The organism is Marinobacter salsuginis (assembly GCF_009617755.1).
GTDB lineage: Bacteria > Pseudomonadota > Gammaproteobacteria > Pseudomonadales > Oleiphilaceae > Marinobacter > Marinobacter salsuginis.
Genome location: NZ_BGZH01000001.1, coordinates 686,141 through 707,484, shown reverse-complemented (window position 1 = coordinate 707,484; position 21,344 = coordinate 686,141). Strand labels below are relative to the sequence as shown.

Below are 21,344 nucleotides of genomic sequence, written 5' to 3'. Positions count from 1 at the left end.
GGAAAAGCACGAAAGGGTTATGGCGCGGCCGTGTTGCGAAGAGAACAGAAAACGGGCCCGAGAAGCCGGGCCCGTTTCGGAGGGGCTGGAATCAGAAGAAAATCTTCATGCCCGCCATAACGCCCTCATCGAGATTGACGTCTCGTGACGAGTTCTCAATATCGGTGTTCAGATAACGGTAGCCGGCAAAGAGCTCGGCGTTGCGGATAACGCGATAGCTGCCACGGAGTTCCAGACTGGTCATATCGTCTGAATCGCCGAACGAAAGAATGCTCGGCGCGTAGTGAAGGCCGCCGGTGAATGACAAACCAGGAACATTCGGGATGTTCACGGTGGCGAAACCGCCGAGCCCAAGCGCTCCGCCATCTGCACGGCTCTGATCCCAGAAGATACCACGCATCCCGATGCCCGCGGTGGTGGGCAGGTTACCGATAGCGGTGCGGCCCTGAGCGTGGAAATCGGCATTGAAAATGTCGCGGCCGCCTTCGTGGTAGGTGTAACCGGCGCCAAGCTGGACATCATTGTTGGTGTTGAAGAAGTTAACCTGGCCTTTCACCGAGTCGTTGGTAAGGCTGAGATCGGCATCCGCCGCAAATGCCGGCGCGGCCGCCAGTGAGAGAACCAAGAGAGAAATCCGGGACGCTTTCATATGTGTGCACCTTCGTTACGTTTTTAGCAGAATTGCCGGTATGTTAACGGGGTGTACCAGGCCACTCAACTTAAATGCCAGTAAGTCCCCGTTAACTTTCATTTTTCGGCGTTCAGTGCCGGGTGGTTTCGCCGTCCTGGTCCAGGTCCTCCGGTGATGCATTTTCTGCGGGTACCCGGTATTCCTCGTTGGCCCAGGCCCCCAGGTCGATCAATTTGCAGCGCTCGGAACAGAATGGGCGCCAGGGGTTGGTCTCGGTCCATTCCACGGACTTTTTGCAGGTTGGGCATTCAACGTTCATGGTTGCCTTCGGGGTTTGGAAAGGTGTCTGGATGTCTGTGCCCGTATGTCAGGAAGTTGCTCTCAGGAGGCAGCAGACGCCTGACAATATTGTTCCAGTACTGCCCGCAGCATTTCAATATTGACAGGCTTGGCAACGAAAGAATCCATACCGCTCCGGCGGCAGCGCTCTTCGTCTTCTTCCATGGCGCTGGCTGTTAGTGCGACCACCGGGATTCGCGCGCGGTTATGGGCGGTCTCCCACTCCCGCAGGCGGCGGGTGGCTTCAAAACCGTCCACTCGGGGCATCACGCAGTCCATGAAGACCAGGTCGAAGGGATGCCACTGCCACAGGCTGGCTGCCGCCTCGCCGTCGTTGGCGGTCATCACGTCACAGCCCAGTTTCTCAAGCAGCCTGCGGGTAAGGGTACGGTTGACCGGATTATCTTCCACCAGCAAAACCTTCATGCGACCACAGGGGAGTTCCCGGCGCCGCGCCGTGTCGGTAACCGCCTGCAGTGAGAACCGGGTCAGGAAACGCCGTTCGTCCCTGGCGGCATCAACAAACAACTGGTTGAGAATCGGAGTCAGGCAGGATTCACGCAGAGATTTGCTCAGGAAGGCATCGGCACCGGCCTGGCGGAAATGTTCGGCGTCGCCCCGTTGCGGGTTGGACGACAGAATCAGCAGACGCATGTCTGCCCAGAGCGGATTGCTCCTGATTTGACGGCACAGCAGATCGCTGTCCATATCTGGCACGAATCCATCCAGGATGATCGCGTCGAACGGCTGCTGGCCATCGAACGCCGTACGCAGGGATGTCAGGGCCTCGCCAGCGGACTTTACCGCCTCAATGTGGACGTCGTGCCGGGACAGCATTTCCAGGGTGATTTTGCGGGATAACTCGTAGGAATCCACCACCAGAATCCGGCGATTCTTCACCATTCTGGTATCCGGGCGAACCCGGGCGGCATTCTCCGGGGCAATGGGCAACGTGAGTTCCATCCAGAATGTTGAGCCCTCGCCAGGGCGGCTCTCCAGATCCATAGAGCCGTCCATCAGGCCAACCAGTTGGCGGCAAATGGTGAGGCCCAGGCCTGCACCGGGGAGCTGGCGCTGGAACTGCTGGCCCAGTTGCACGTAGGGCTCATAAACCAGCGGAACGTCTTCCGGATTGATTCCTACACCCGTGTCTTCCACCGCAATGCGAATGCGCGCCCTGTCGTCGCGGCGCCCCAGCACCTCGATACTGATCAGCACATGGCCGGAATCGGTAAACTTGATGGCGTTGGATGTCAGGTTGAGCAGGATTTGGCGAATTCGCACCGGGTCGCCTTTCAGGGCCCAGGGCAGGTTCTCGTCGATCCGAAGCTCCAGTGCCAGACCCTTCTCCCGGGCCCGGGAGCCCAGCATGTGCACCAGATCATTGAGGGTTTCCCTCAGATCAAAAGGAATGTCATCCAGTACCAGCTTGCCAGCTTCCATGCTGGAGATGTCCAGCAAGTCATTGATAATGGCCGAAAGGCTCTCTGAGGCACTCAAGAGTGTTTGAACGTATTCCCGCTGCTCCTGGTCCAGGGGCGTGTCGGTCAAAAGGTTGGCGTAGCCCAGCACGGATTGCAGAGGAATGCGCAGTTCGTGGCTTACATTGGCCAGGAACTGGTTCTTGGCGTGGTTGGCGCGTACGGCTTCGTCACGCTCACCCTGGGACTGGATCGTGGTCTGGCGCAGGGAGCGGGTGTCCTCGAGGATTTGCAGGCGCATCTTGTTCAGGGCCTGCTCCAGTTCCGAGAGCTCGTCTGGCGTTTTCCGGGTTTTGCGTCTGAGTTTCAGCGGGTCGACCAGCGCGTCCAGATTCAGCCGGGCTGCGTAATCTGCCATGGCTTCCAGGTGCCGGGACAGCGTTAGACGAACGATCACCAGCAGCCCCAGGGTTCCCAGCATCACCACGATTGATTGGAACAGCAGGTTCAGCAGGGCGCGGTTGCGCAGGTCCGTGTATATCTGGTCGATGGAGGAGGTAACCGTCAGTGTGCCCACATTTTCCGGGCTGCGGGTGCTGGAGCGGTCGAACACCAGGGGGAACGTCTGGGAGAGCACCCGGCCTTCGGGGTAGGTGCCGGTTGTGAAGGTTTCGCCGGTGCTGGTCACCACCCGACCATACTGGACCGCGGGCACCGCCTTCATATCATCCAGGGCGTTGGCCACCTCGCTGAAATTCATCAGCCAGATGTTGTTGCTCATGCTCCCGGAAACCAGCTCGGCCGCCCGGGTCTGGTCGTTCAGAAGGTCATTCTTCCGCCGCTCGAACTCACCAATCAGCTGAACGCCGGTGGCCACCAGAGAGAGAAACACGCTGAACAGTAATACGTAGGCGAGCAACCTTGCTGCCAATGGCCGTATTCCCAATCGTTTGAACAAACGTGTTGAAGGCAAGGCACATATTCCCTGTGTCGACTACAAAATCACCAGAAGGAGTTTAACAGACCGTCAGCACTTCGACACGTTTTCGTGAATGATCATTCACGAATCGGAATCGCACGTTCAGGTCGTATAGATGCGCGCCGTAGATGCGTTCTTCTTCCCGTCCTCTGCGAAAAGAGGGCCTTGGATCGTAAGCGACCACATCCTCTATGAGGGGGCGGAGTTCCGGATAGTCTCCCGGTGAAAGTTGACGAATCTGGGCTTCCGCTTCCGGCAGAAAAACCACCTCCAGCCGTTCCGTGGGCGGAGAGTCTGCCCAGCCAAGGGTGGCTTCGGGCACGGAATCGGCGAAGGGCAGGTAGGGCTTGATGTCGAGAATTGGCGTGCCTTCGATCAGGTCATGATCGCTGATGCGCAGGATAAGCTCACCGTCTTTGCGAATCAGCCCTTCATTACGGACCACGGACAAACCGAGACTGTTTGGGCGAAACGGTGAGCGACTGGCAAATACACCCATCTTGCGGTTACCGCCTAGCCGGGGAGGGCGCACCACGGGCCGCCATTCTGCCCGCACCGCCTCGTGAAACTGAAAGGTCAGCCACAGGTGGCTGGCGGTTTCCAGCCCCCGAAACGCATCTTCCCGGTCAAACGGTGGCTGTATGATCAGGTCGGCCCGGGCATGACGGGTCAGCCCAGGTTGGCGTGGCACCCCGAACTTGTCCCGGAAGCAGGAGCGGGTAATAGCAATTGGCGTGAGGGTAAGGGCCTCGGCCGCCGGCTTTGAGAGGTGTCTCGGCATTACAAACGATCATCCTCGATAGTACCGGAGAAAAACATCTCTACCCGGAACACCACAGACGCCCGGTCTTTAAAGCTGTCTTCTCGGGGGAATTCCAGCGCAGGAATCAGCTCCGCGTAAAGCCAGTTGCTGTGGAGCCGATAGCGAAATGTGATATCGGTGAATGCAGAAGTTGTGCGCCAGGAGGGTTTGCTTTCCCCTAGCAGGCCTAGTCTCGGCGTCACGACCAACCGATTATTCATGCGCTTGCGCATACTGAAGATCTGGCCCGCCACAAATTCCTTATCGTTGTGCACCCATTCCAGTTCTGAAGAGGAGCGGAAATACCAGTCATTCCCAACCGGGCGACCAACGCCAACCCAGGTTCGCTCGCCCCAGCCGTCCTGATGAAAATAATAAAAGCGCTGTTGGGCGTTCAGAACCCATTTATCGTCAAGCCGCCAGCGCTTTTCAGCCGTTGCCCGCCAGAAAGCATCCGGAGGAAGCCGAAGACGCACACCCACGTCATTGGAGAAGTTGATGGCATCGCCAATTTGGGTCAGGTAGCGCAAAGCGCCCGTGGCTTCTGTATCAGATCGCTCCGGCTCCGTAAGCTGGCGGTCCCGCTGGCGCTCTCCGAGAGGAATCAGGTCCTCGCTTTCGCTTTCGATAACCAGGCGCAGTTTGCGTCGGGTGGTGGGAATGTCCAGCCGAAATCGGGCCTCCGGCTCAAACTGTGCCGGGTCGCCATATTCGGATTCTGTAGCAAAGCCAATTCGAAGATAGCTCTCGTTGTTGGGCAGATTGTGCTCGCTGCCGGATAGTGTCCGGTCCGCCCACTGGCCAACCGTCTGGACCTTCTGCCCGTGGAGGCGCTCCTGTCGCAACACCCAGTTGCTGAACTTCAGCCAGTAGGAATCACGCGGTTCGGCCCAGTATTCTTCCGGTTCAAAGGTGTAGAATCCGATTGGTAGTTCAGCCGGGGACAGAATCTCCGCCACCGAACGCTCCCGAACCTCAAACACCGGCTCAATGGTGTGGCCCGGGGAAGAGAATGTCAGAGACAGTGCCGCGGCAAAACCTGCAAAACGAGAGCGGAAAAACCAGTCAGCCAAAGTCCACCAACAATCTTTCATGCAGCTCCCGCACCTGACGCGTTACATCATCCAGAGGGCGGTCATTATCAATCACTTCATCCGCCCGCGCCAGCCGATCCTCGCGTGATATCTGCGCCGCAATAATGCGCTCCACCTGCTCCCGGGAGTTGGTGTCCCGGGCCATGGTGCGTTCGAGTTGGACGTCTTTGGGCACATCGATCACGAAAATTTTATCAACTAACTCGTGCTGGTCGGTCTCGAGGAGGAGAGGGGAAACCAGAAGCACATAGGGAAGCTGGTAGTTTTCCGGGTTCAACTGCCGAATCAACTCGTCACGAATGATTGGGTGTAGCAGAGACTCCAGCCATGCTCGCTCTTCTGGTTGCTGGAAGACGATTCCGCGTAGTTGAGCCCGATCCAGGGCACCCTCGGATGTGAGAATATGCTTACCAAAATGCTTCGCAATCCGTTCGAGCGCCGGAGTTCCCGGCTCAACCACTTCTCGGGCAACATCATCGGCATCCACCCAGTGCACGCCAAGCTCACCGAACAGGCGAGCCACAGTGGATTTCCCGGAACCAATGCCGCCGGTCAGGCCAGCAATTTTCATGAATCAGACTCCCAGGAATCCGTACCAGAACGCCTGAATTTCAGTCCCGAACCACAAACAGAGCAGGCCGGCAGTCGCCAGGTAAGGCCCGAATGGAATCGGTACCTCGCGCCCATGCTGCTTGAACACCATCAGGCTGATACCGACAACCGCTCCAACCACCGAGGAAAGCAAGATAACCGCGGGCAACAACTGCCACCCCAGCCAGGCGCCGAGTGCGGCAAGCAGTTTGAAGTCTCCGTGCCCCATGCCTTCCTTGCCCGTAACCAGCTTGAACAGCCAGTAGACGGACCATAAAGCCAGATAACCGACCACTGCCCCCCAGAACGCGCTGTTGAAATCGGTCATGACTGCAAAATAATTCAGCACCAATCCGAGCCACATCAGGGGCAGGGTAATGCTGTCTGGCAGTAGTTGAGTGTCGAAATCAATAACTGTCAAAGCCACCAGAGCCCAAACCAACAGCAGGGCCCAGAGCGCCGACTCATTTGGTCCGATGACGGCAATGGTCACCACCGAGAAAACCGCTGTGACTGCCTCAATAATCGGATAGCGCGGTGAGATGGGTGCTTTGCACGAAGCGCATTTACCCCGAAGCATCAACCAACTGACCACCGGAATATTTTCCCAAGCTCGAATGCCGTGGCCGCAGGACGGGCAGTTGGAAGCCGGCTTGGCGAGCGTAATCCGCTCTTCCTGCTTGCGCTGCTTTTCCGGAACCTCAAGGAATTCCTCGCACTGGCAGCGCCAGTCTTGGTGCATCATTTTCGGCAGCCTCAGAATCACAACATTCAGAAAGCTGCCGACGCAGAGAGACACGAGGGTAACAGAGAGAAAAAGAAGCCAGGGAGTATTGAGAAAGGCGTCCAGAGTAATCATCAATTATCCGAGAATCAGGCGAGCGAATTCGGGGTCAGGAGAAACTTCCTTCTAACCCCGCCTTGATGCAGAGGAACGTTCGGTAGAGCCTTTTAGCCAACGACCTGGCCCATCTGGAATATCGGCAGGTACATGGCAATGATCAAGCCGCCAACCAGCACACCCAGAACCGACATAATCAAAGGTTCCATGAGGGCCGAGAGATTATCAACCAGATCGTCAACGACGGCTTCGTAATGATCGGCAACTTTGGAGAGCATTTCATCCAGGTTACCGGATTCCTCACCGATGGCAGTCAACTGAACAGCCATTACCGGGAAGATGTCAGCATTCCGCATAGCTGCCTGTAATTGGGTACCGCTTGCAACCTCGTCTTTGATGCTGTTGATGCCATCACGGTATACGGCGTTGCCGGTCGCATTTGCTACCGACTCCAGAGCGTCTACCAATGGTACACCGGCGGCAAAGGTGGTAGATAGGACCCGCCCAAATCTGGCAACCGCGGATTTGTCGAGAACTTCGCCAATAACCGGGAGCTTAAGAGTGTACTTGTCTATAGCGTCTGAGAACTTCTTAGATCTGTACTTGGCTTCCCTGAAAAGAAAAATAAAGCCAACAATTCCTATCAAACAGATGAACCACCATTTCTGCATCCACTCCGAAAGGTTTACCACCATCTGGGTGAAAACTGGTAGATCGGCACCGAAGCCGGTGAACAACGCTTCAAACTGAGGGACGACCTTAACAAGCAAGATCGCTGTTACGATAATAGCGACAACAACAACGGCCGCTGGGTAGGTCATCGCTTTCTTGACCTTCTTCTTCAGCAACTCACTCTTTTCCAGATAAGTGGCAATCCGGTCCAGCATCTGCTCAAGAGCACCTGCTTTTTCGCCAGAGTCCACAAGGCTGCAGTACAGATCGTTGAAATGCCGGGGGTGCTTGCGCAAGGCACCTGCGAAACTAGTGCCTGACGCAATATCATTCCTGATATTAAGAATGAGTTCCTGTAGCCCCTTGTTCTCCAGGCCATCGGCAACAATGTCAAAGCTCTGAACCAGGGGAACGCCAGCCTTCATCATCGTGGCAAGCTGGCGCGTGAGCATCGCTATGTCGAAGGGGGTGATCTTCTTACTGCCACCGAAAAGCGGTTTCGACTTTTTCTTTACCTTGCTTGGCACAATGCCCTGTTTGCGAAGCTGCGCTTTTACAAGTGCAAGGTTGGTTCCTGAAACCTCACCGGTTGCCTTATTCCCTTTTTTGTCTTTGCCTTCCCAAACGAACGCCTGGAGCTTTTCTGCTTTCTCTGCCATGTCTAATCCTTCGTCACGCGGTTGGCTTCCTCAAGACTGGTCACACCCTGAATCACTTTCAGAAGCGCTGCCTGCCGCAGATTACGGAAACCGTCTGCCTGAGCCTGTTTAGCAATTTTGATAGAGCTGGCCTCTTCCATAATCATGTTTGCCAGCTCGTCGGTAATCTTGACCACTTCGTAAATACCAACGCGGCCTTTATATCCTCCATTGCATTTATCACAGCCTTTGGGGCGGTACAACGTGAAGCCTGTATCAATTTGTTCCTGTGTGAACCCCTCCGCCAAAAGCACGTCTTTGGGGATGTCTGCAGCCTGCTTGCAGCTGTTGCAAAGCCGTCGGCCCAGTCGCTGCGCGATAATCACACTCACGGATGTAGCGATGTTGAATGAGGGAACGCCCATGTTCATCATGCGGGTAAGCGTTTCAGCGGCGCTGTTGGTGTGAAGGGTAGAAAGTACAAGGTGACCGGTTTGTGCCGCCTTGATCGCTATATTGGCGGTCTCCAGGTCCCGAATCTCGCCCACCATGATTACGTCGGGGTCCTGACGGAGGAAAGCTCTCAACGCTTCCGCAAAGCCAAGCCCCACCTTGGTATTCACGTTAACCTGGTTAATACCTTCAAGGTTGATCTCGGCTGGATCCTCGGCAGTAGAGATATTCCTTTCGGCGGTGTTCAGGATGTTCAGGCCTGTATAGAGCGAAACCGTTTTACCGGAGCCAGTTGGTCCGGTTACCAGGATCATGCCTTGAGGTTGTTCAAGCGCTTCAAGGTAGATCTGCTTCTGGTCTTCCTCATAACCGAGAACATCAATGCCCAGCTTGGCCTGGCTAGGATCGAGAATCCGCAGCACGATCTTCTCGCCCCAAAGGGTGGGGAGGGTGTTCACCCGGAAATCGATGGCCTTGGTCTTGGACAGTTTCATCTTAATCCGGCCATCCTGAGGCACACGCCGCTCGGAAATATCGAGCTGCGCCATGATTTTTACCCGGGCAGAAATTTTTGGCGCCAACTTGATGGAAGGCCGCGACACTTCCTTCAAAATACCGTCCGTGCGGTACCGAACCCGATATATTTTTTCATAGGGTTCAAAGTGAACATCCGATGCGCCACCGCGAATCGCATCCAGAAGCATCTTGTTCACATACTTAACGATGGGGGCGTCGTCCACGTCACTGGCAGTAACGGCGTTGTCGTCCTCTTGTTCGCCGCCCTCTGTCTCTACGCCCTCGAGGTCTGCATCCTCGAGATCCCCCATGGAGGTATCCTGAGACTCCAGATATTTCTCGATAGAATCACGGAGTTTCGCATCGTCTACCAATACCGCATCGGTGCTCAGGCCTGTGTTGAATTTGAACTCATCAAGCGCCTGGATATTGGTTGGGTCAGAAACCGCAATAAACAGCCGGTTTCCGCGCTTGTAAATAGGCAGAGCGTTGTGCTTCCGGATCAGCTTTTCGTCGACAACCTTCTCCGGAATCATTTCCGTCGCAAACGCCGAGAGATCCAATACAGAAACACCGAATTCCATGGCAGCCGAGAATGCCAGCCCGCTGCTATCTGCCAGGTTGTTCTGAACCAGGTAGGTGATCAACGGTATTCGATTTTGTGAGGCTTGAATGAATGCGTCTTTCGCAGTCGCTTCGTCTAGAAGCCCGTCCTCAACGAAACGTCGTGCCAAGCCGGTGAGAGTTACTTTGCTGCTGTCAGTTGCCATAGAATCGTTCAAGAGAGTCTTATAAGTGGCTGAAACTGCGTTCAGAGTGAATAGGAGAGAGTTTAGATGGACACGGTGAGTTTGGAAAGCAAGGTCATTAACTGAAGTTTTCGTGACAAAAATTGTCACTCCCTGACGAAGCGCGACCTACTGAACCTTTAGTCGGCAGAGTGGCTTGATTGTCATTTCGGTCTAAGTTTCTGATTTTAAATAGCTATTTTTTAACTTTAGGTTTTGGCACGCTTGATGCTTTCTATGAGTCAGGCCGCTCTGGCTTGAGCGAGACTGACCAAAAATCGGAGAGATTGACTCATGAAGACAATGCAAAAGGGTTTTACCTTGATCGAACTGATGATCGTTGTAGCGATTATCGGTATTCTGGCGGCAGTTGCGATTCCTGCTTATCAGGAGTACGTCGCAACTTCCCAAGGTAGTGCGGTAATGAAGGGCATCAACCCTTACGTCGGTAAGGCTCAGGTTTGTACCCAGACTGGTATCGACTGCGATGGTGCAAACGGTACTTCCCTGACTGAAGCTGTTGCTGCTGTCGATCAGCTGAGTTTTGCAAACGGCACCGCCGCTGCTCAAGGCGCTGATATCGATCTGACTTGGGACAACGGTCAGTGTGTTCTCACTGCTGAGGTTGCACCGAGCGGAATCGTGGACTACACCATGGCCGTCGCGGCTGACGCGACTGTGGACGTTCAGCAGTGTTTGGACGGCGCAGGACTTGACAGCTAATCGTCGAGTCATAGGCAAGACATAACAAATCTTCTTGCCAAAGTCGATCGGAAAGCCCTCGTGCGAAGCATGGGGGTTTTTTTTTGAGGGTGAGCCAACGAAATGCCATTGTTGTTGGGTTTGACGCTGCTGCTTACTGGAGTTGGGCTGTTCGCCGTGCTGCTGCCCGGCACCTCGTGGGCGTATTCCGATCAGCGCTTCGTTCTTTGCATTGCGATCTGGTTAACAACTTGCTTTCTCTTGTTCCAAAAGTTGGCCTTTCGTCGAACGGACTCTTCGGGCGATTGGCTTTTTTGGATATTACCCTTTCTAACTGTGTTCGTGCTCGGCGAGCTATGCATCTCGACTTATCGAGTAGAGCCTCTGATGTTCGGGTTCTTTTTCCTTTCAGTTTTCCTGTTTGGTGCTTATCTTTCCAGAATAGAAGAATTGGACATCGCCATAGGCAGAGCGAGCATTCTTATTGGCATCCTTGCATTGCTGTATGGTTGCGTTTCCCTTATGAACTATGGCCTTGCGCTATCAGACAAGAATCCAGACATTGATGAAGTAATCACGTGGGGGGTTCCCAATATTCGCTACTGGAGTCATCTTGCGACTTGGCTAATTCCGCTGCTCGCAGTGGCTCAGCGTTGTGAATCGCTGTCGGCTTTGCCCTTGGTTCGTTTTCTTATTTTCTCTTCGGGTGCCATTTGGTGGTGGATGCTGATAACAACTTCTGCCAGAGGTTCCATTCTCGGGCTTATCGTCGGTGCAGCCCTGGTAGGTCTGCTCCTGAGAAAAGCTGCTCTCGTGTGGTTGAGGGCCGCGGTCGGACAGATGGCTGGAGGGATTATTCTGTGGTTGGTTTTAACTCTGATTGTGCCTTGGATGCTCTTCGGGTTTGCAGAGCCGCGGAGTGTGGATCTGAATTCCTCGGGTCGGCTACCGCTGTGGCGAGAAGCCTGGGAAATGAGTTTGGTGAACTTCCCCTTTGGTATGGGGCCTCAATCTTGGTTGACTCATAGTATAATCACGGACACCCTTGATAATTCAAGCCATCTCGGACACCCCCACAACATGTACTTGCTGTGGGCTGCTGAATATGGGTGGATCAGCATCGCTGCCTTCGGATTTGCAGTCGCGGGAGTTGGAAAATCGGTGTTGGCTCGGACCATTGAGCATCGGTCTTCGAGAAAGGCAGAAACAATCATGGCGGGCCTTATGGCTTCTACGGTTGGGGCATTTGTGCACGCCGGTGTGTCTGCTGTGTTTATGGCTCCTGCTTCAATGCTGGTCGGTTTCCTCGTATTGTCTATGTTTCTTGGTAAATTTCAGTCTCCCGTAGTTGCTACCCGAGAGCGCACGAGCCGGCCTTTAGTGTTCTTCGCAAAGAACGTTTCAGTTGGTGTTGTGCTTGTAGTGTGCCTCGTTTCTGGATTTTTTTGGATGGGCGAGGTTGTGCGTTATTACAAAGACAATATCGAAGACCGGCAGACCTATAAGGGCCAGGGATCAATCTATTCACCACGTTTTTGGTCACATGGTGACTTTCCGCGACAGTAGTTGTCCTCAATTCCCCAATTAGAGTGTTGAAATCCAATAGAATTTTCTTTGGCACATGTATTGCTTGGGTACGTGTAGAGTGAATTCAAGGCGGAGTGTCAGAAGTAAATGCGTACTCAAAAAGGCTTTACATTGATCGAGTTGATGATTGTCGTGGCGATCATCGGCATTCTTGCGGCCGTCGCTATCCCGGCATATCAAACCTACGTAGCCAGCGCCCAGGGCGGCGCTGCAATGAAGTCGACTACACCTTTTGTGGTGAAACTGCAGGTGTGTACTCAAACGGGTAACGGCTGCGACGAACTGAACACAGCCATAGCGGCGGATTCTGCGCTATCTATAGCTCCAGCGGCAGACCTTGGCGTGACAGCAGACATCACGTACACCAATGAAGCCTGTAGTTTGGTAGCGACCGTTAATGACCGCGGCAGCGTGACATACGCAATAACGGGCGTGGCACCGATCTCTGATGAGCAATGTGCCGAGGGTGCAGGTCTCAATTCTTGATGAGTATAGTCAGGTGGAGGCCTAGATTTCGACCTCCTCAAACAACTCGGGCACCTCAACATCCCAGCCAAACTTATCCCGAATCCGTTTGCGCATAACGTCACTCGAGACCATCTCCCCGTGAGTGACGTAAACCTTTTTGGGGTTCAAAGAGCTTTGCTCCAGCCACGCCAGAATCTCATTGTAGTCACCATGTGCAGAGAGAGAATCCAGGTTATGAATCTCCGCCTTCACAGGCCAGTACTCACCGTGGATCTTCACTGATTCCGCACCGTTCACCAGTGCATCACCGCGGGTGCCAGGCGCCTGGAAACCAGCGAACACCACGCTGTTGCGGGGATTTGGGAGTAGCGTTTTCAGGTGGTGTAGGACCCGTCCACCGCTAGCCATTCCACTGGCGGAAATAATCACGCAGGGGTAGCGCACCGCATCCAGTTCAATGGATTCCTCCACCTTGCGGACAAATTCGGTTTTTTCGTCAATCAGTTCGCATTGAGCGGCGTTCAGTTTGTGCTCTTTATGATGCTTGCAGAAAATCTCAGTAGCCTTGATGGCCATGGGGCTGTTCAGGAAAACCGGCAGTTTGGGTATCTTCCCGTCCCCCATAATTTTGTGAATCACATACAACAGCATCTGCGCCCGCCCAACGGCAAAGGCCGGTAGAAGCACGATGCCGCCACGCCCCGCCGTGCGGGTAATGATTTCAGCCAGTTCCGCCTCCGGATCCGTTTCTCCGTGGGCCCGATCCCCGTAGGTTGATTCGCAGATCAGCACATCGGCCTTCTGAAGCGGCTCCGGCGGGCGCATGATGATGTCGTTCTGACGCCCAACGTCACCGCTGAACACCACGGTTCTGTCTGCGCCCTTGTGATGAACATGCACACAGGACGAGCCCAGAATATGACCCGCCGGGGTAAAGGTTACCTGGAACCCTTTTACCGGCTCGAACGTCTCGTGGTAGTGCAGAGACTCGAAGTGCTTGAGGGCTTCCCAGGCGTCTTTCTCGGTGAACAGCGGTTCCGGTTTTTCGTGCTTGGAGAATTTCTTGCGAAACGCGTACTTCGCATCTTCCTCCTGCAGAAAGCCGGCATCTGGCAGCAGAACCTTGCACAGTTCATGGGTGGCTTTGGTGCAGTAAACCTTGCCCTTGAATCCATTCTTCACCAGGGCGGGAAGGTACCCAGAGTGGTCTATGTGCGCATGGGTGAGAACCACCGCATCAATGGAGGAAGGATCCACAGGAAACTTCGCCCAGTTGCGCCGGCGCAAGGTTTTGACGCCCTGGTACATGCCACAATCCACCAATACCCGATGTTTCTCATCTGATAGAAGGTAGCGGGAGCCAGTGACTGTGCCTGTGCCGCCGAGGAAGCGAAGTTTCATAGAGCCATCCTTCTCGTTCTTTATTGAGGGAGTGTTACTATTGCCTATGATAGTTCATAACGTTTTGATCTGAAGCAGGAAGCGAATCACATGCATTACAGCTCCATCCTCCCGGACGTGATAAAAGTGGCTGATGCGGCCAGTGAGAAAGTGCTGCACATTTACCAGTCTGACTTCAAGGTGAGCTACAAGGCAGATGATTCGCCCATTACCGCTGCAGACACCGCTGCCCACGACATCATCACCCATGGACTTAGAAGCATCAGCCGGGATATCCCGATCCTCTCGGAGGAGGGCAGTGATATCCCCTGGGAAGAGCGCAAACACTGGCGGCGCTTCTGGCTGGTGGATCCCGTCGACGGTACAAAGGACTTCACCCAGCGCACCGGCGAGTTCACGGTAAATATCGCCATGATCGAAGATGGTCAGCCGGTGATGGGGGTTGTCATCGCGCCTGCCCTGAAAGAGGCGTTCTGGGGCATTGTGGGAGAGGGCGCTCATATGCGGGACCGCACGGGCAGGGTCCATCACATCTGTGTGGCAGAACCTAAACCCCTGAAACGGGTTGTTGCCAGCAAAAACCACCTGAACGAGGAAACCCGGGCATTCATCGAGGCATTGGGTGAGCATGAGCTGGTGCAGGCGGGCAGTTCCCTCAAATTATGCCGAATCGCCGAGGGGCATGCAGATATCTATCCACGGCTGGGCCCTACCTCTGAGTGGGATACCGGTGCTGCGCAAGCCGTGCTGATGGCTGCCGGCGGCAAAGTGCAGACACTGGATGGGGAACCCCTCAAATATGGTAAGCAGAATGTGTTAAATCCGTATTTCGTTGCATCGGGAAGCTGGTACAGTCCCCGGCCATGACCTGGTACGCACTTCAACACAAGCCCGCTCAGGGCGACCGCGCTCTTCAGCACCTTCAGAACCAAGACATCGCCTGCTTTTACCCAAAAATCAGTGTGGAGAGGATCAAGGGCGGAAAGCGCTCGAAGAAACTGGAACCCTTGTTCCCTGGCTATCTGTTCGTAAACCTTGAGCAGACTGACCCCAGGTGGTCCAAGCTTCGTTCCACCCGCGGTGTGTTGAGGATTGTCGGCTTCGCCAACAAACCCGCGCCTATAAACGATGCCGTGATCCGGCATATCAAAGAGAGCCTCGACTCAGTGGCAGAACAGGGCGGTATCAAGCCGGGGCAGGCCGTACAGCTGAGCGAGGGGCCCTTCGAGGGCATCAATGCTATTTTTCAGGCCTATGACGGCGAAGAGCGGGCAATCGTGCTTGTCAACTTTATGCAAAAGCAGCAGAGCATAAGAGTCCCGGTATCTGCTATAAAGAAGTAACTGTTGTGGCCTTTGCCCAGAAAAATAATGGGTATTCGGTTCCCGCGCCGAGTAGAGGCATCCTTGGCTTAAAGCATCACCAGAGGGGCGCAAATGGAAGAGATGCCGCGAGAGCGTCGATCAGAGGCAGATGATGAAGTTAGTCTTGTGGATCTGGCCTTTATTTTTCTGAAGCATCGGAGAACCTTCTATCTAGTATTTTTCTCTGCACTGGTTTTGGGGGTCATTTACGCTTTTTTCGTGCCTCACAAGTACGAATACGTCACTCTCGTTGGGCTTGCAGAGAAGGAGCCGGGTACCTTTATTGAAAAGCCGGGTACTGTTATTGCAACTCTGGAGAATCGTTGGCTTCCTGAATATCAGGCAATATATCAAGCAAGCCATAATCAACCCTTGCCGTTCGATATCAACTTCGTCAACCCCGAGAGTACCGCTTTGATTCGAATGTCTTCAGAAGCCTCAGTTGAGCAGAGTGAAGAGGTGAGGCGGGCGCACGCTCATTTGGTCAATGAGTTAGAGAAAAGTCAGTCGGCCGCAGTGTCGGTTGTAAAGGGGACTCTTGAGAGCCAGATAGAGTCTCTGTCTCAGACGGTCGGCATGTTGGAGAGTTACAACGACGCCGGCGAGGCAATAGCAGGAACCGTAGGAAAGCGCTTGTCGCTGGAAGCGACCCTGGAGTCAATTCAACCAATGGAAGTTCTGGCTAAAAGCCGAAAAAGCTCGGAGCCTATTGGTCCGGCGCGAACCCTGATCGTTGTTTTGGCAGGTATGCTCGGATTGATGGGAGGTGTTTTTTCCGCGTTCTTTATGGAGTTTGCCAGCGTTATGAGGGCCAGGGTGAGCGAAAGTTAGTCGATTTCCCTGCATTTGTGATCCTTTAACAATTCTTTACTGCGGTAAGCCTCTGAAACCGCACCTGTCAGACTTTTTGTCACTTGCTTGTCACGGGCGATGCCGTAAAATCGTCACGCTTCTGAAACAGAACATTCATCTACCGACAAGGAAATAGTTGGGATTCAGTTGTTCCCTTCCTTTTGTCTGTTTCCTGTCGATTTTCAGATTATTCATATTTATGACCTTAAAACACTGGGCCCTGGTCGGTGGGGCGGTAGCGTGCTTGAGCAGCCCCCCCCTTTGGGCGGCGCCCTGGCTTGAGCCGGGGGATTCACGGGCCAGGTTCGCGGCTCAGAAGTTGGCAGACCGTGGCCATATGGACCGTACTGTAAGCACCTGGCCGCTGATGTGGAGTGCCGTTCACAGTGGTTTGCAGCCCAGTGTGAGTGCGGATCATTCGTCCGTAGGCTCTGCCGCGGCTTACTTGCGTTTCGAGCAGGAACAGCAGGCGCAGCCTGGTGTTCGCGGTGAGTACAGTCTGTATGGCAGCAGCGAGATTCCCGGTATCCGTGGGTTCGATCGGAATGCTCTTGCGAAGGTTGGAACGGCAATCGATCTTCAGTGGCAGGGCGAAGTCTGGGCCCTTGGGCTCAACCCCGCCTACGCCCATAAACCCGATGATGATAAAGAGCTGCGCATCGATGGCTCCTATCTTGCGGCAGCAGCCGGCAACTGGGTACTCGGTGTGGGTGCAATTGACCGATGGTGGGGGCCAGGCTGGCAGTCCAGCCTTATCCTCTCCAACAACGCCCGCCCGATGCCGGCGCTTTGGATTAATCGGAACAATACCCACGCTTTCGAAACCCCATGGTTAAGCTGGGTCGGCCCCTGGCAGTTTACAGCGCTGGCCGGACAGTACGAGAGCGATCGCGCGGTACCGGATGCCAAACTCATTGGCATGCGCTTTACCTTCCGCCCCGTCGATGGCCTGGATATTGGCCTCTCCCGTGCGATTATGTTCGGTGGAGAGGGGCGGCCGGAAGGGGCGTCCACTATCTGGAATGCCCTGATCGGCCGGGATAATGGACAGCTTGAGGAGAACGATCCGGGCAACCAACTTGCCAGCGTTGATGCTCGATACGGTTTCTCTGTTGGCCAGCAAACAATGGGCATTTACGGCCAAATGATGGGGGAAGACGAAGCTGGTGCCTTTCCGGCCAGGAAATCCTGGCTTTTCGGGGCAGATTGGACCACCCAGCTATTTGCGGCCGATCAGCAATGGTTTGTTGAGTACACGAATACATTGGCTGATGACTTCCTGGGCGATGCGATGCCTAATCTGACATACGAGCATGCACGCTATCGTTCCGGCTACCGCTATTTCGGTCGCAGCATGGGCGCCAGTTTTGATGGTGATGCCGAGGCTGTCACCCTGGGAGCTTTCAACTTCTTGAAGAATGGCACAAACCTGAGCGCCAAGGTCAGTTTCGCAAGGCTTAACAAAGAGGGTGCTATTAGGACGGTCGTGCCGAACGACGAAATATTTTATACCGTGCCCGATGTTGATCAGAACGTAACCATTCTTGATGTAGGGTACGGAGCCAGATTGTTTGAAGGATGGCTGGACCTGAAGCTCCAAGCCACCGATAAGAAAATTAAGTACTTGGGTGGCGAAAAAGACCAGTGGTCTTTGGGTGCCGCCTGGACATACCGTTTTTAAATTGATCGAACCAAAAACGTCGGATCTCTAATTGTGAAGCTTAAGAATCTCTTGCTCCCCCTGGCCATGCTGCTCCCCGTGGCAGCCATCGCCCAGTCCATCAGTCAATCCCAGATCGAGCAATTCCAGAGCCTGCCCAGAGCCCAGCAGGAAGCCCTGGCCAGCCAGTATGGTGTTGACCTGGAAGACTTCCAATCCTCTCGGCAACGCAATCAGCGACCACGAGACGTTCAGGTAGTCGAGCGGACTGAAAGTACTTCGGATGAGGAATTGGCGCAGACGCCCAGAGATAAGGAGAAAGAGAAGAAAGGACAGCAAGCTGCTGAAAAAAACGGTGGTCTGAAGCCTTTTGGTTACGAGCTGTTTCGGGGCAGCCCAACCACCTTCGCTCCAGTAACCGAAATCCCCATCCCCTCCGAGTACACCCTTGGCCCGGGAGATGTATTGCGCATCCAGCTCTGGGGCAAGGAAAACCAGAATCTGGAACTGCCCATCGGCCGCGATGGCACCATCAGTTTTCCTCAATCTGGACCCATGAGCATCGCGGGCTTGAGCTTTGATGAGGCCAGGGAGCAGATCCGCAAGCAGGTATCTGAACAATACATTGGGGTTCAGGCCAGCGTATCGTTGGGCGAGCTTCGCAGCATGCGGGTATTCGTGCTCGGCGAAGCGCGTAACCCCGGTTCCTATTCAGTCAGTTCGCTCTCCACCATCACCAACGCCTTGTACGTCTCCGGTGGCATCAAACAAACTGGATCGCTGAGAAACCTCCAGCACAAACGCGACGGAAAGCTGGTAGGCACCCTGGATCTATACGATCTTCTGCTCAAGGGAGACAGCTCAAACGATAACCGTCTCCAGCCGGGCGACGTGATTTTTATTCCATCCGTAGGCAGGCGTGCGGGCATTGAGGGCGAGGTCCAACGCCCAGCGCTCTATGAGCTGGAAAGTGAGAACACCCTCGAGGACCTGGTCAGTATGGCCGGTGGCCTCACCCCTCAGGCGTACCCGCAGCGCATCAATATTGAACGCACCAACGAGGACTTCCTTAGAATCATTGCCGAGGCGGATTACACCGCAGCAAAAGGAAAGAGTGCGCGAATCCAGGCGGGTGACATAGTAACTATTCCTTCTATTTCAGATATTACTGGCCAGTACATTGAAATCCGTGGCGCAGCCACCCGTGCCGGCCGCTTCGCCTGGATGCCGGGCATGCGTGTGAGTTCGATAATCAATAACCTGGACGCAGACCTAACACCGGTTGCGGACAAGCGCTACGCGGCAATCGTTCGCACCGATGACAAGACCGACACCATCTCGGTTTTGAACCTGCGGCTGCGCAAGGCTATACAAAATTCGGGCAGTGCATTTGATCTTCTACTTGAGGAGAAGGACCAACTGCTGATTTTTTCCGATGCCGGAAAAGTGGAGGGCGGTGAAGAGGGACGGGAGTTCACTCGCGAAAGCCTTTTCGAGCCAGTGCTACGCCGCCTGAAGAGCCAAGCCACTCCCTCTTCGCCGCAAAAGACTATTCGCATTACCGGTCCCGTTCGATACCCGGGTGAGTATCCCATGCCGGCGTCCAGGCAGCTCTCAGATGCGATTTTTGTGGCAGGTGGTTTGAAGGACTCTGCCTCTCTCTATCACGCTGAAGTCGCTCGCTATACAACTGATGAAAACGGTATTGGTAAGACAAATATCCTCAATGTAAATCTGGCTGACGCCATGGCCGGTAACGGCAACTTGGCGTTGCAAAGTAGGGACAGGATTCTGATCAAATCCATCCCGGAATTTGCGAAGACAAGTACCATCGAGCTGCAGGGCGAAGTACGTTACCCGGGCGTGTACACCTTCCGGGACGGCGAAACGCTCAAAGAAGTTATTGAGCGCGCCGGTGGACTAACTGATAACGCGTTTCCGAGAGGCGCGGTATTCACCAGGGAAAAGTTACGCCGCCTTGAAGCTCAACGCCTTCGCGAAGCGGAAGAGCGCCTTCAGGGAGACCTGCTCGGGGTCCGGCTTGAAGGCGATGGACTGGCAGGAGAGAGTGCGGATCGAGCGCAACAGGTTGAGGATCTGCTTGAGGATGTCCAAAGCAGTCGTCCGGTCGGTCGAATGGTGGTGAATCTCGAAGCGGTTGTGAATAACGAAGACTACCAAGCGATCCGCCTTCAGGATGGCGATACGCTGACTGTTCCAACCATTCCCCAGTCCGTCACCGTATTCGGCGAAGTTCAATTCCCCACCAGCCACCTACACCAGGCCGGCTTAACTGTGGATGACTACCTCGAACGCTCTGGTGGGCCGACGCGCCAGGCCGACGAAAGCAGGGTTTATGTGGTAAAAGCCGATGGTTCCGTAATGCTGCCCGAGAAAAGCCGCTGGTTTGGCAGTCGCAGCCAACAGCTTGAACCTGGTGACACGATCATTATGCCAATCGACGTGGACCGCCTGAATCAGTTGGAACTGTGGACAAACGTCAGCCAGATTGTTTACCAGATTGCACTTGGTGCCGCTGCGGTGGGGAATCTGTGATGACCCAGATACCTGACAAACAGAGTTTCGCGGATGATCAAATAGATATAAGGGAGCTGGTATTAGCGCTGTGGCAAGGAAAATGGTTAATAGTCATTTGCGTCATCGTTTTTGGAATAATCGGTGCGGCCTATGCTTTTAGTCAGCCAAATATCTACAAAGCAACAGCGCTTTTAGCCCCCGCCCAGAATGAAGGAGGGAGTAGACTCGGAGGACAACTTAGCGGCTTGGCCAGCTTGGCAGGCGTTGACTTGGGAGGCGGAGAAACAAATACCACCGCAATCGCTAAGGAAGTACTACAATCCCGGGCATTCCTAACTCGGTTTATTCGAAAGCACGGTCTGGAGGCACCGCTTTTAGCTACAAAAGGCTGGGATCCGAAGACTCAAGAGTGGGAATACGATCCAGAATTATATGATTATGAAAGCGCAGAATGGCTTCAGTACGAGAATGTAAAGGGAGCAATGCCCTCTGCTTGGGATCTCGTGTTGGCTTTCAGAGAAAAGCTCAATATGGTGGATAACAAGGACAATGGAATGATCACGCTCAGTTTGTCCAGTTTATCCCCAAAGGCTGCGAAAGAGTGGGTGGATTTGTTAATCCGGGATATAAACGAGCATATGCGAGAGCAGGATGTCGAAGAGGCTGAAGCTAGGGTTGAATATTTGGAAGACAAGCTATCGGAGACGAGCATCGCCGGCATGCAGCAGGTTTTCTATCAGCTCATTGAAAGTGAAACGCGAACAATAATGCTGGCCAGTGCTCAACGTGAATATGTTTTCAGGATTATAGACCCTGCGGTGATTCCGCAGGAGCCAAGCAAACCGAAGCGAATTACAATTGTAGTAATAGCAGTAATGCTCGGTCTGTTTCTTGGTTTTTTGATTGTTTCATTGAAACAGTTAATGTTCCGTCCATCTTAGTGGCTCATCGACTATTTTTAGGTAACTTATCGAAAAATTACGAATAGATTGTGAATAAAAAACCTC

General features: G+C 54.1%; 19 protein-coding genes. 9 read left to right on the top strand and 10 right to left on the bottom strand.

Annotated elements, in window-relative coordinates; translation table 11 throughout:
* Window positions 1-91: 91 nt before the first annotated feature.
* The 9 genes from GJU83_RS03225 to pilB all read right to left on the bottom strand — a co-directional run bounded on the left by GJU83_RS03225 (window position 92) and on the right by pilB (window position 9,747).
* Window positions 92-649, bottom strand: coding sequence for a YfaZ family outer membrane protein (locus tag GJU83_RS03225; protein WP_153633691.1), 558 nt, complete (start codon window positions 647-649; stop codon window positions 92-94).
* A gap of 112 nt (window positions 650-761) precedes the next feature.
* A complete protein-coding gene (yacG, locus tag GJU83_RS03220) occupies window positions 762-950 on the bottom strand; it encodes a DNA gyrase inhibitor YacG (protein WP_153633690.1) in 189 nt (62 codons plus the stop codon).
* 62 nt (window positions 951-1,012) lie between these two features.
* Window positions 1,013-3,364, bottom strand: coding sequence for a response regulator (locus tag GJU83_RS03215; RefSeq protein ID WP_153633689.1), 2,352 nt, complete (start codon window positions 3,362-3,364; stop codon window positions 1,013-1,015).
* 43 nt (window positions 3,365-3,407) lie between these two features.
* The gene (tsaA, locus tag GJU83_RS03210; RefSeq protein ID WP_153633688.1) at window positions 3,408-4,151 is read right to left on the bottom strand and encodes a tRNA (N6-threonylcarbamoyladenosine(37)-N6)-methyltransferase TrmO; all 744 of its coding nucleotides are present in this window, start codon (window positions 4,149-4,151) and stop codon (window positions 3,408-3,410) included.
* Complete coding sequence (locus tag GJU83_RS03205) at window positions 4,151-5,245, bottom strand: hypothetical protein (RefSeq protein ID WP_153634401.1); 1,095 nt, start codon at window positions 5,243-5,245, stop codon at window positions 4,151-4,153. Before GJU83_RS03205 ends, tsaA begins: the two co-directional genes overlap by 1 nt.
* The gene (coaE, locus tag GJU83_RS03200) at window positions 5,238-5,837 is read right to left on the bottom strand and encodes a dephospho-CoA kinase (protein ID WP_153633687.1); all 600 of its coding nucleotides are present in this window, start codon (window positions 5,835-5,837) and stop codon (window positions 5,238-5,240) included. Before coaE ends, GJU83_RS03205 begins: the two co-directional genes overlap by 8 nt.
* Window positions 5,838-5,840: 3 nt before the next feature.
* On the bottom strand, window positions 5,841-6,716 hold the full coding sequence (locus tag GJU83_RS03195; RefSeq protein WP_153633686.1) for a prepilin peptidase: 876 nt from the start codon (window positions 6,714-6,716) through the stop codon (window positions 5,841-5,843).
* A 92-nt stretch (window positions 6,717-6,808) separates the two neighbouring features.
* Window positions 6,809-8,029 carry a type II secretion system F family protein gene (locus GJU83_RS03190; protein WP_153633685.1) on the bottom strand — a complete coding sequence of 407 codons (1,221 nt, stop codon included), beginning with the start codon at window positions 8,027-8,029 and terminating at the stop codon, window positions 6,809-6,811.
* Window positions 8,030-8,031: 2 nt separating this feature from the next.
* Complete coding sequence (gene pilB, locus GJU83_RS03185) at window positions 8,032-9,747, bottom strand: type IV-A pilus assembly ATPase PilB (RefSeq protein WP_153633684.1); 1,716 nt, start codon at window positions 9,745-9,747, stop codon at window positions 8,032-8,034.
* Window positions 9,748-10,059: 312 nt separating this feature from the next.
* On the opposite strand from pilB, the gene GJU83_RS19160 reads away from it, so the two are divergent.
* The 3 genes from GJU83_RS19160 (at window position 10,060) to GJU83_RS19155 (ending at window position 12,540) form a co-directional block, all read left to right on the top strand.
* Window positions 10,060-10,488, top strand: coding sequence for a pilin (locus GJU83_RS19160; RefSeq protein WP_153633683.1), 429 nt, complete (start codon window positions 10,060-10,062; stop codon window positions 10,486-10,488).
* 102 nt (window positions 10,489-10,590) lie between these two features.
* Window positions 10,591-12,033, top strand: a complete 1,443-nt coding sequence (locus GJU83_RS03175; protein ID WP_153633682.1) for an O-antigen ligase family protein — start codon at window positions 10,591-10,593, stop codon at window positions 12,031-12,033.
* A 108-nt stretch (window positions 12,034-12,141) separates the two neighbouring features.
* Complete coding sequence (locus tag GJU83_RS19155) at window positions 12,142-12,540, top strand: pilin (RefSeq protein ID WP_153633681.1); 399 nt, start codon at window positions 12,142-12,144, stop codon at window positions 12,538-12,540.
* Window positions 12,541-12,561: 21 nt separating this feature from the next.
* Here the strand turns inward: GJU83_RS19155 and GJU83_RS03165 are convergent, their stop codons facing one another.
* On the bottom strand, window positions 12,562-13,923 hold the full coding sequence (locus GJU83_RS03165) for an MBL fold metallo-hydrolase (protein ID WP_153633680.1): 1,362 nt from the start codon (window positions 13,921-13,923) through the stop codon (window positions 12,562-12,564).
* A 90-nt stretch (window positions 13,924-14,013) separates the two neighbouring features.
* Here GJU83_RS03165 and cysQ point away from each other — a divergent pair, with 90 nt between their 5' ends.
* The 6 genes from cysQ (at window position 14,014) to GJU83_RS03135 (ending at window position 21,278) form a co-directional block, all read left to right on the top strand.
* The gene (gene cysQ, locus GJU83_RS03160) at window positions 14,014-14,790 is read left to right on the top strand and encodes a 3'(2'),5'-bisphosphate nucleotidase CysQ (RefSeq protein WP_153633679.1); all 777 of its coding nucleotides are present in this window, start codon (window positions 14,014-14,016) and stop codon (window positions 14,788-14,790) included.
* The gene (gene rfaH / locus GJU83_RS03155; RefSeq protein WP_153633678.1) at window positions 14,787-15,266 is read left to right on the top strand and encodes a transcription/translation regulatory transformer protein RfaH; all 480 of its coding nucleotides are present in this window, start codon (window positions 14,787-14,789) and stop codon (window positions 15,264-15,266) included. The genes cysQ and rfaH overlap by 4 nt, the downstream gene beginning before the upstream one ends.
* A gap of 93 nt (window positions 15,267-15,359) precedes the next feature.
* Window positions 15,360-16,118, top strand: coding sequence for a Wzz/FepE/Etk N-terminal domain-containing protein (locus GJU83_RS03150; RefSeq protein WP_228715149.1), 759 nt, complete (start codon window positions 15,360-15,362; stop codon window positions 16,116-16,118).
* 265 nt (window positions 16,119-16,383) lie between these two features.
* The gene (locus GJU83_RS03145; RefSeq protein WP_306344399.1) at window positions 16,384-17,820 is read left to right on the top strand and encodes a capsule assembly Wzi family protein; all 1,437 of its coding nucleotides are present in this window, start codon (window positions 16,384-16,386) and stop codon (window positions 17,818-17,820) included.
* 33 nt (window positions 17,821-17,853) lie between these two features.
* Window positions 17,854-20,355, top strand: a complete 2,502-nt coding sequence (locus tag GJU83_RS03140; protein ID WP_153633676.1) for an SLBB domain-containing protein — start codon at window positions 17,854-17,856, stop codon at window positions 20,353-20,355.
* On the top strand, window positions 20,355-21,278 hold the full coding sequence (locus GJU83_RS03135) for a Wzz/FepE/Etk N-terminal domain-containing protein (protein WP_153633675.1): 924 nt from the start codon (window positions 20,355-20,357) through the stop codon (window positions 21,276-21,278). The genes GJU83_RS03140 and GJU83_RS03135 overlap by 1 nt, the downstream gene beginning before the upstream one ends.
* The last annotated feature ends 66 nt before the right edge of the window (window positions 21,279-21,344 follow it).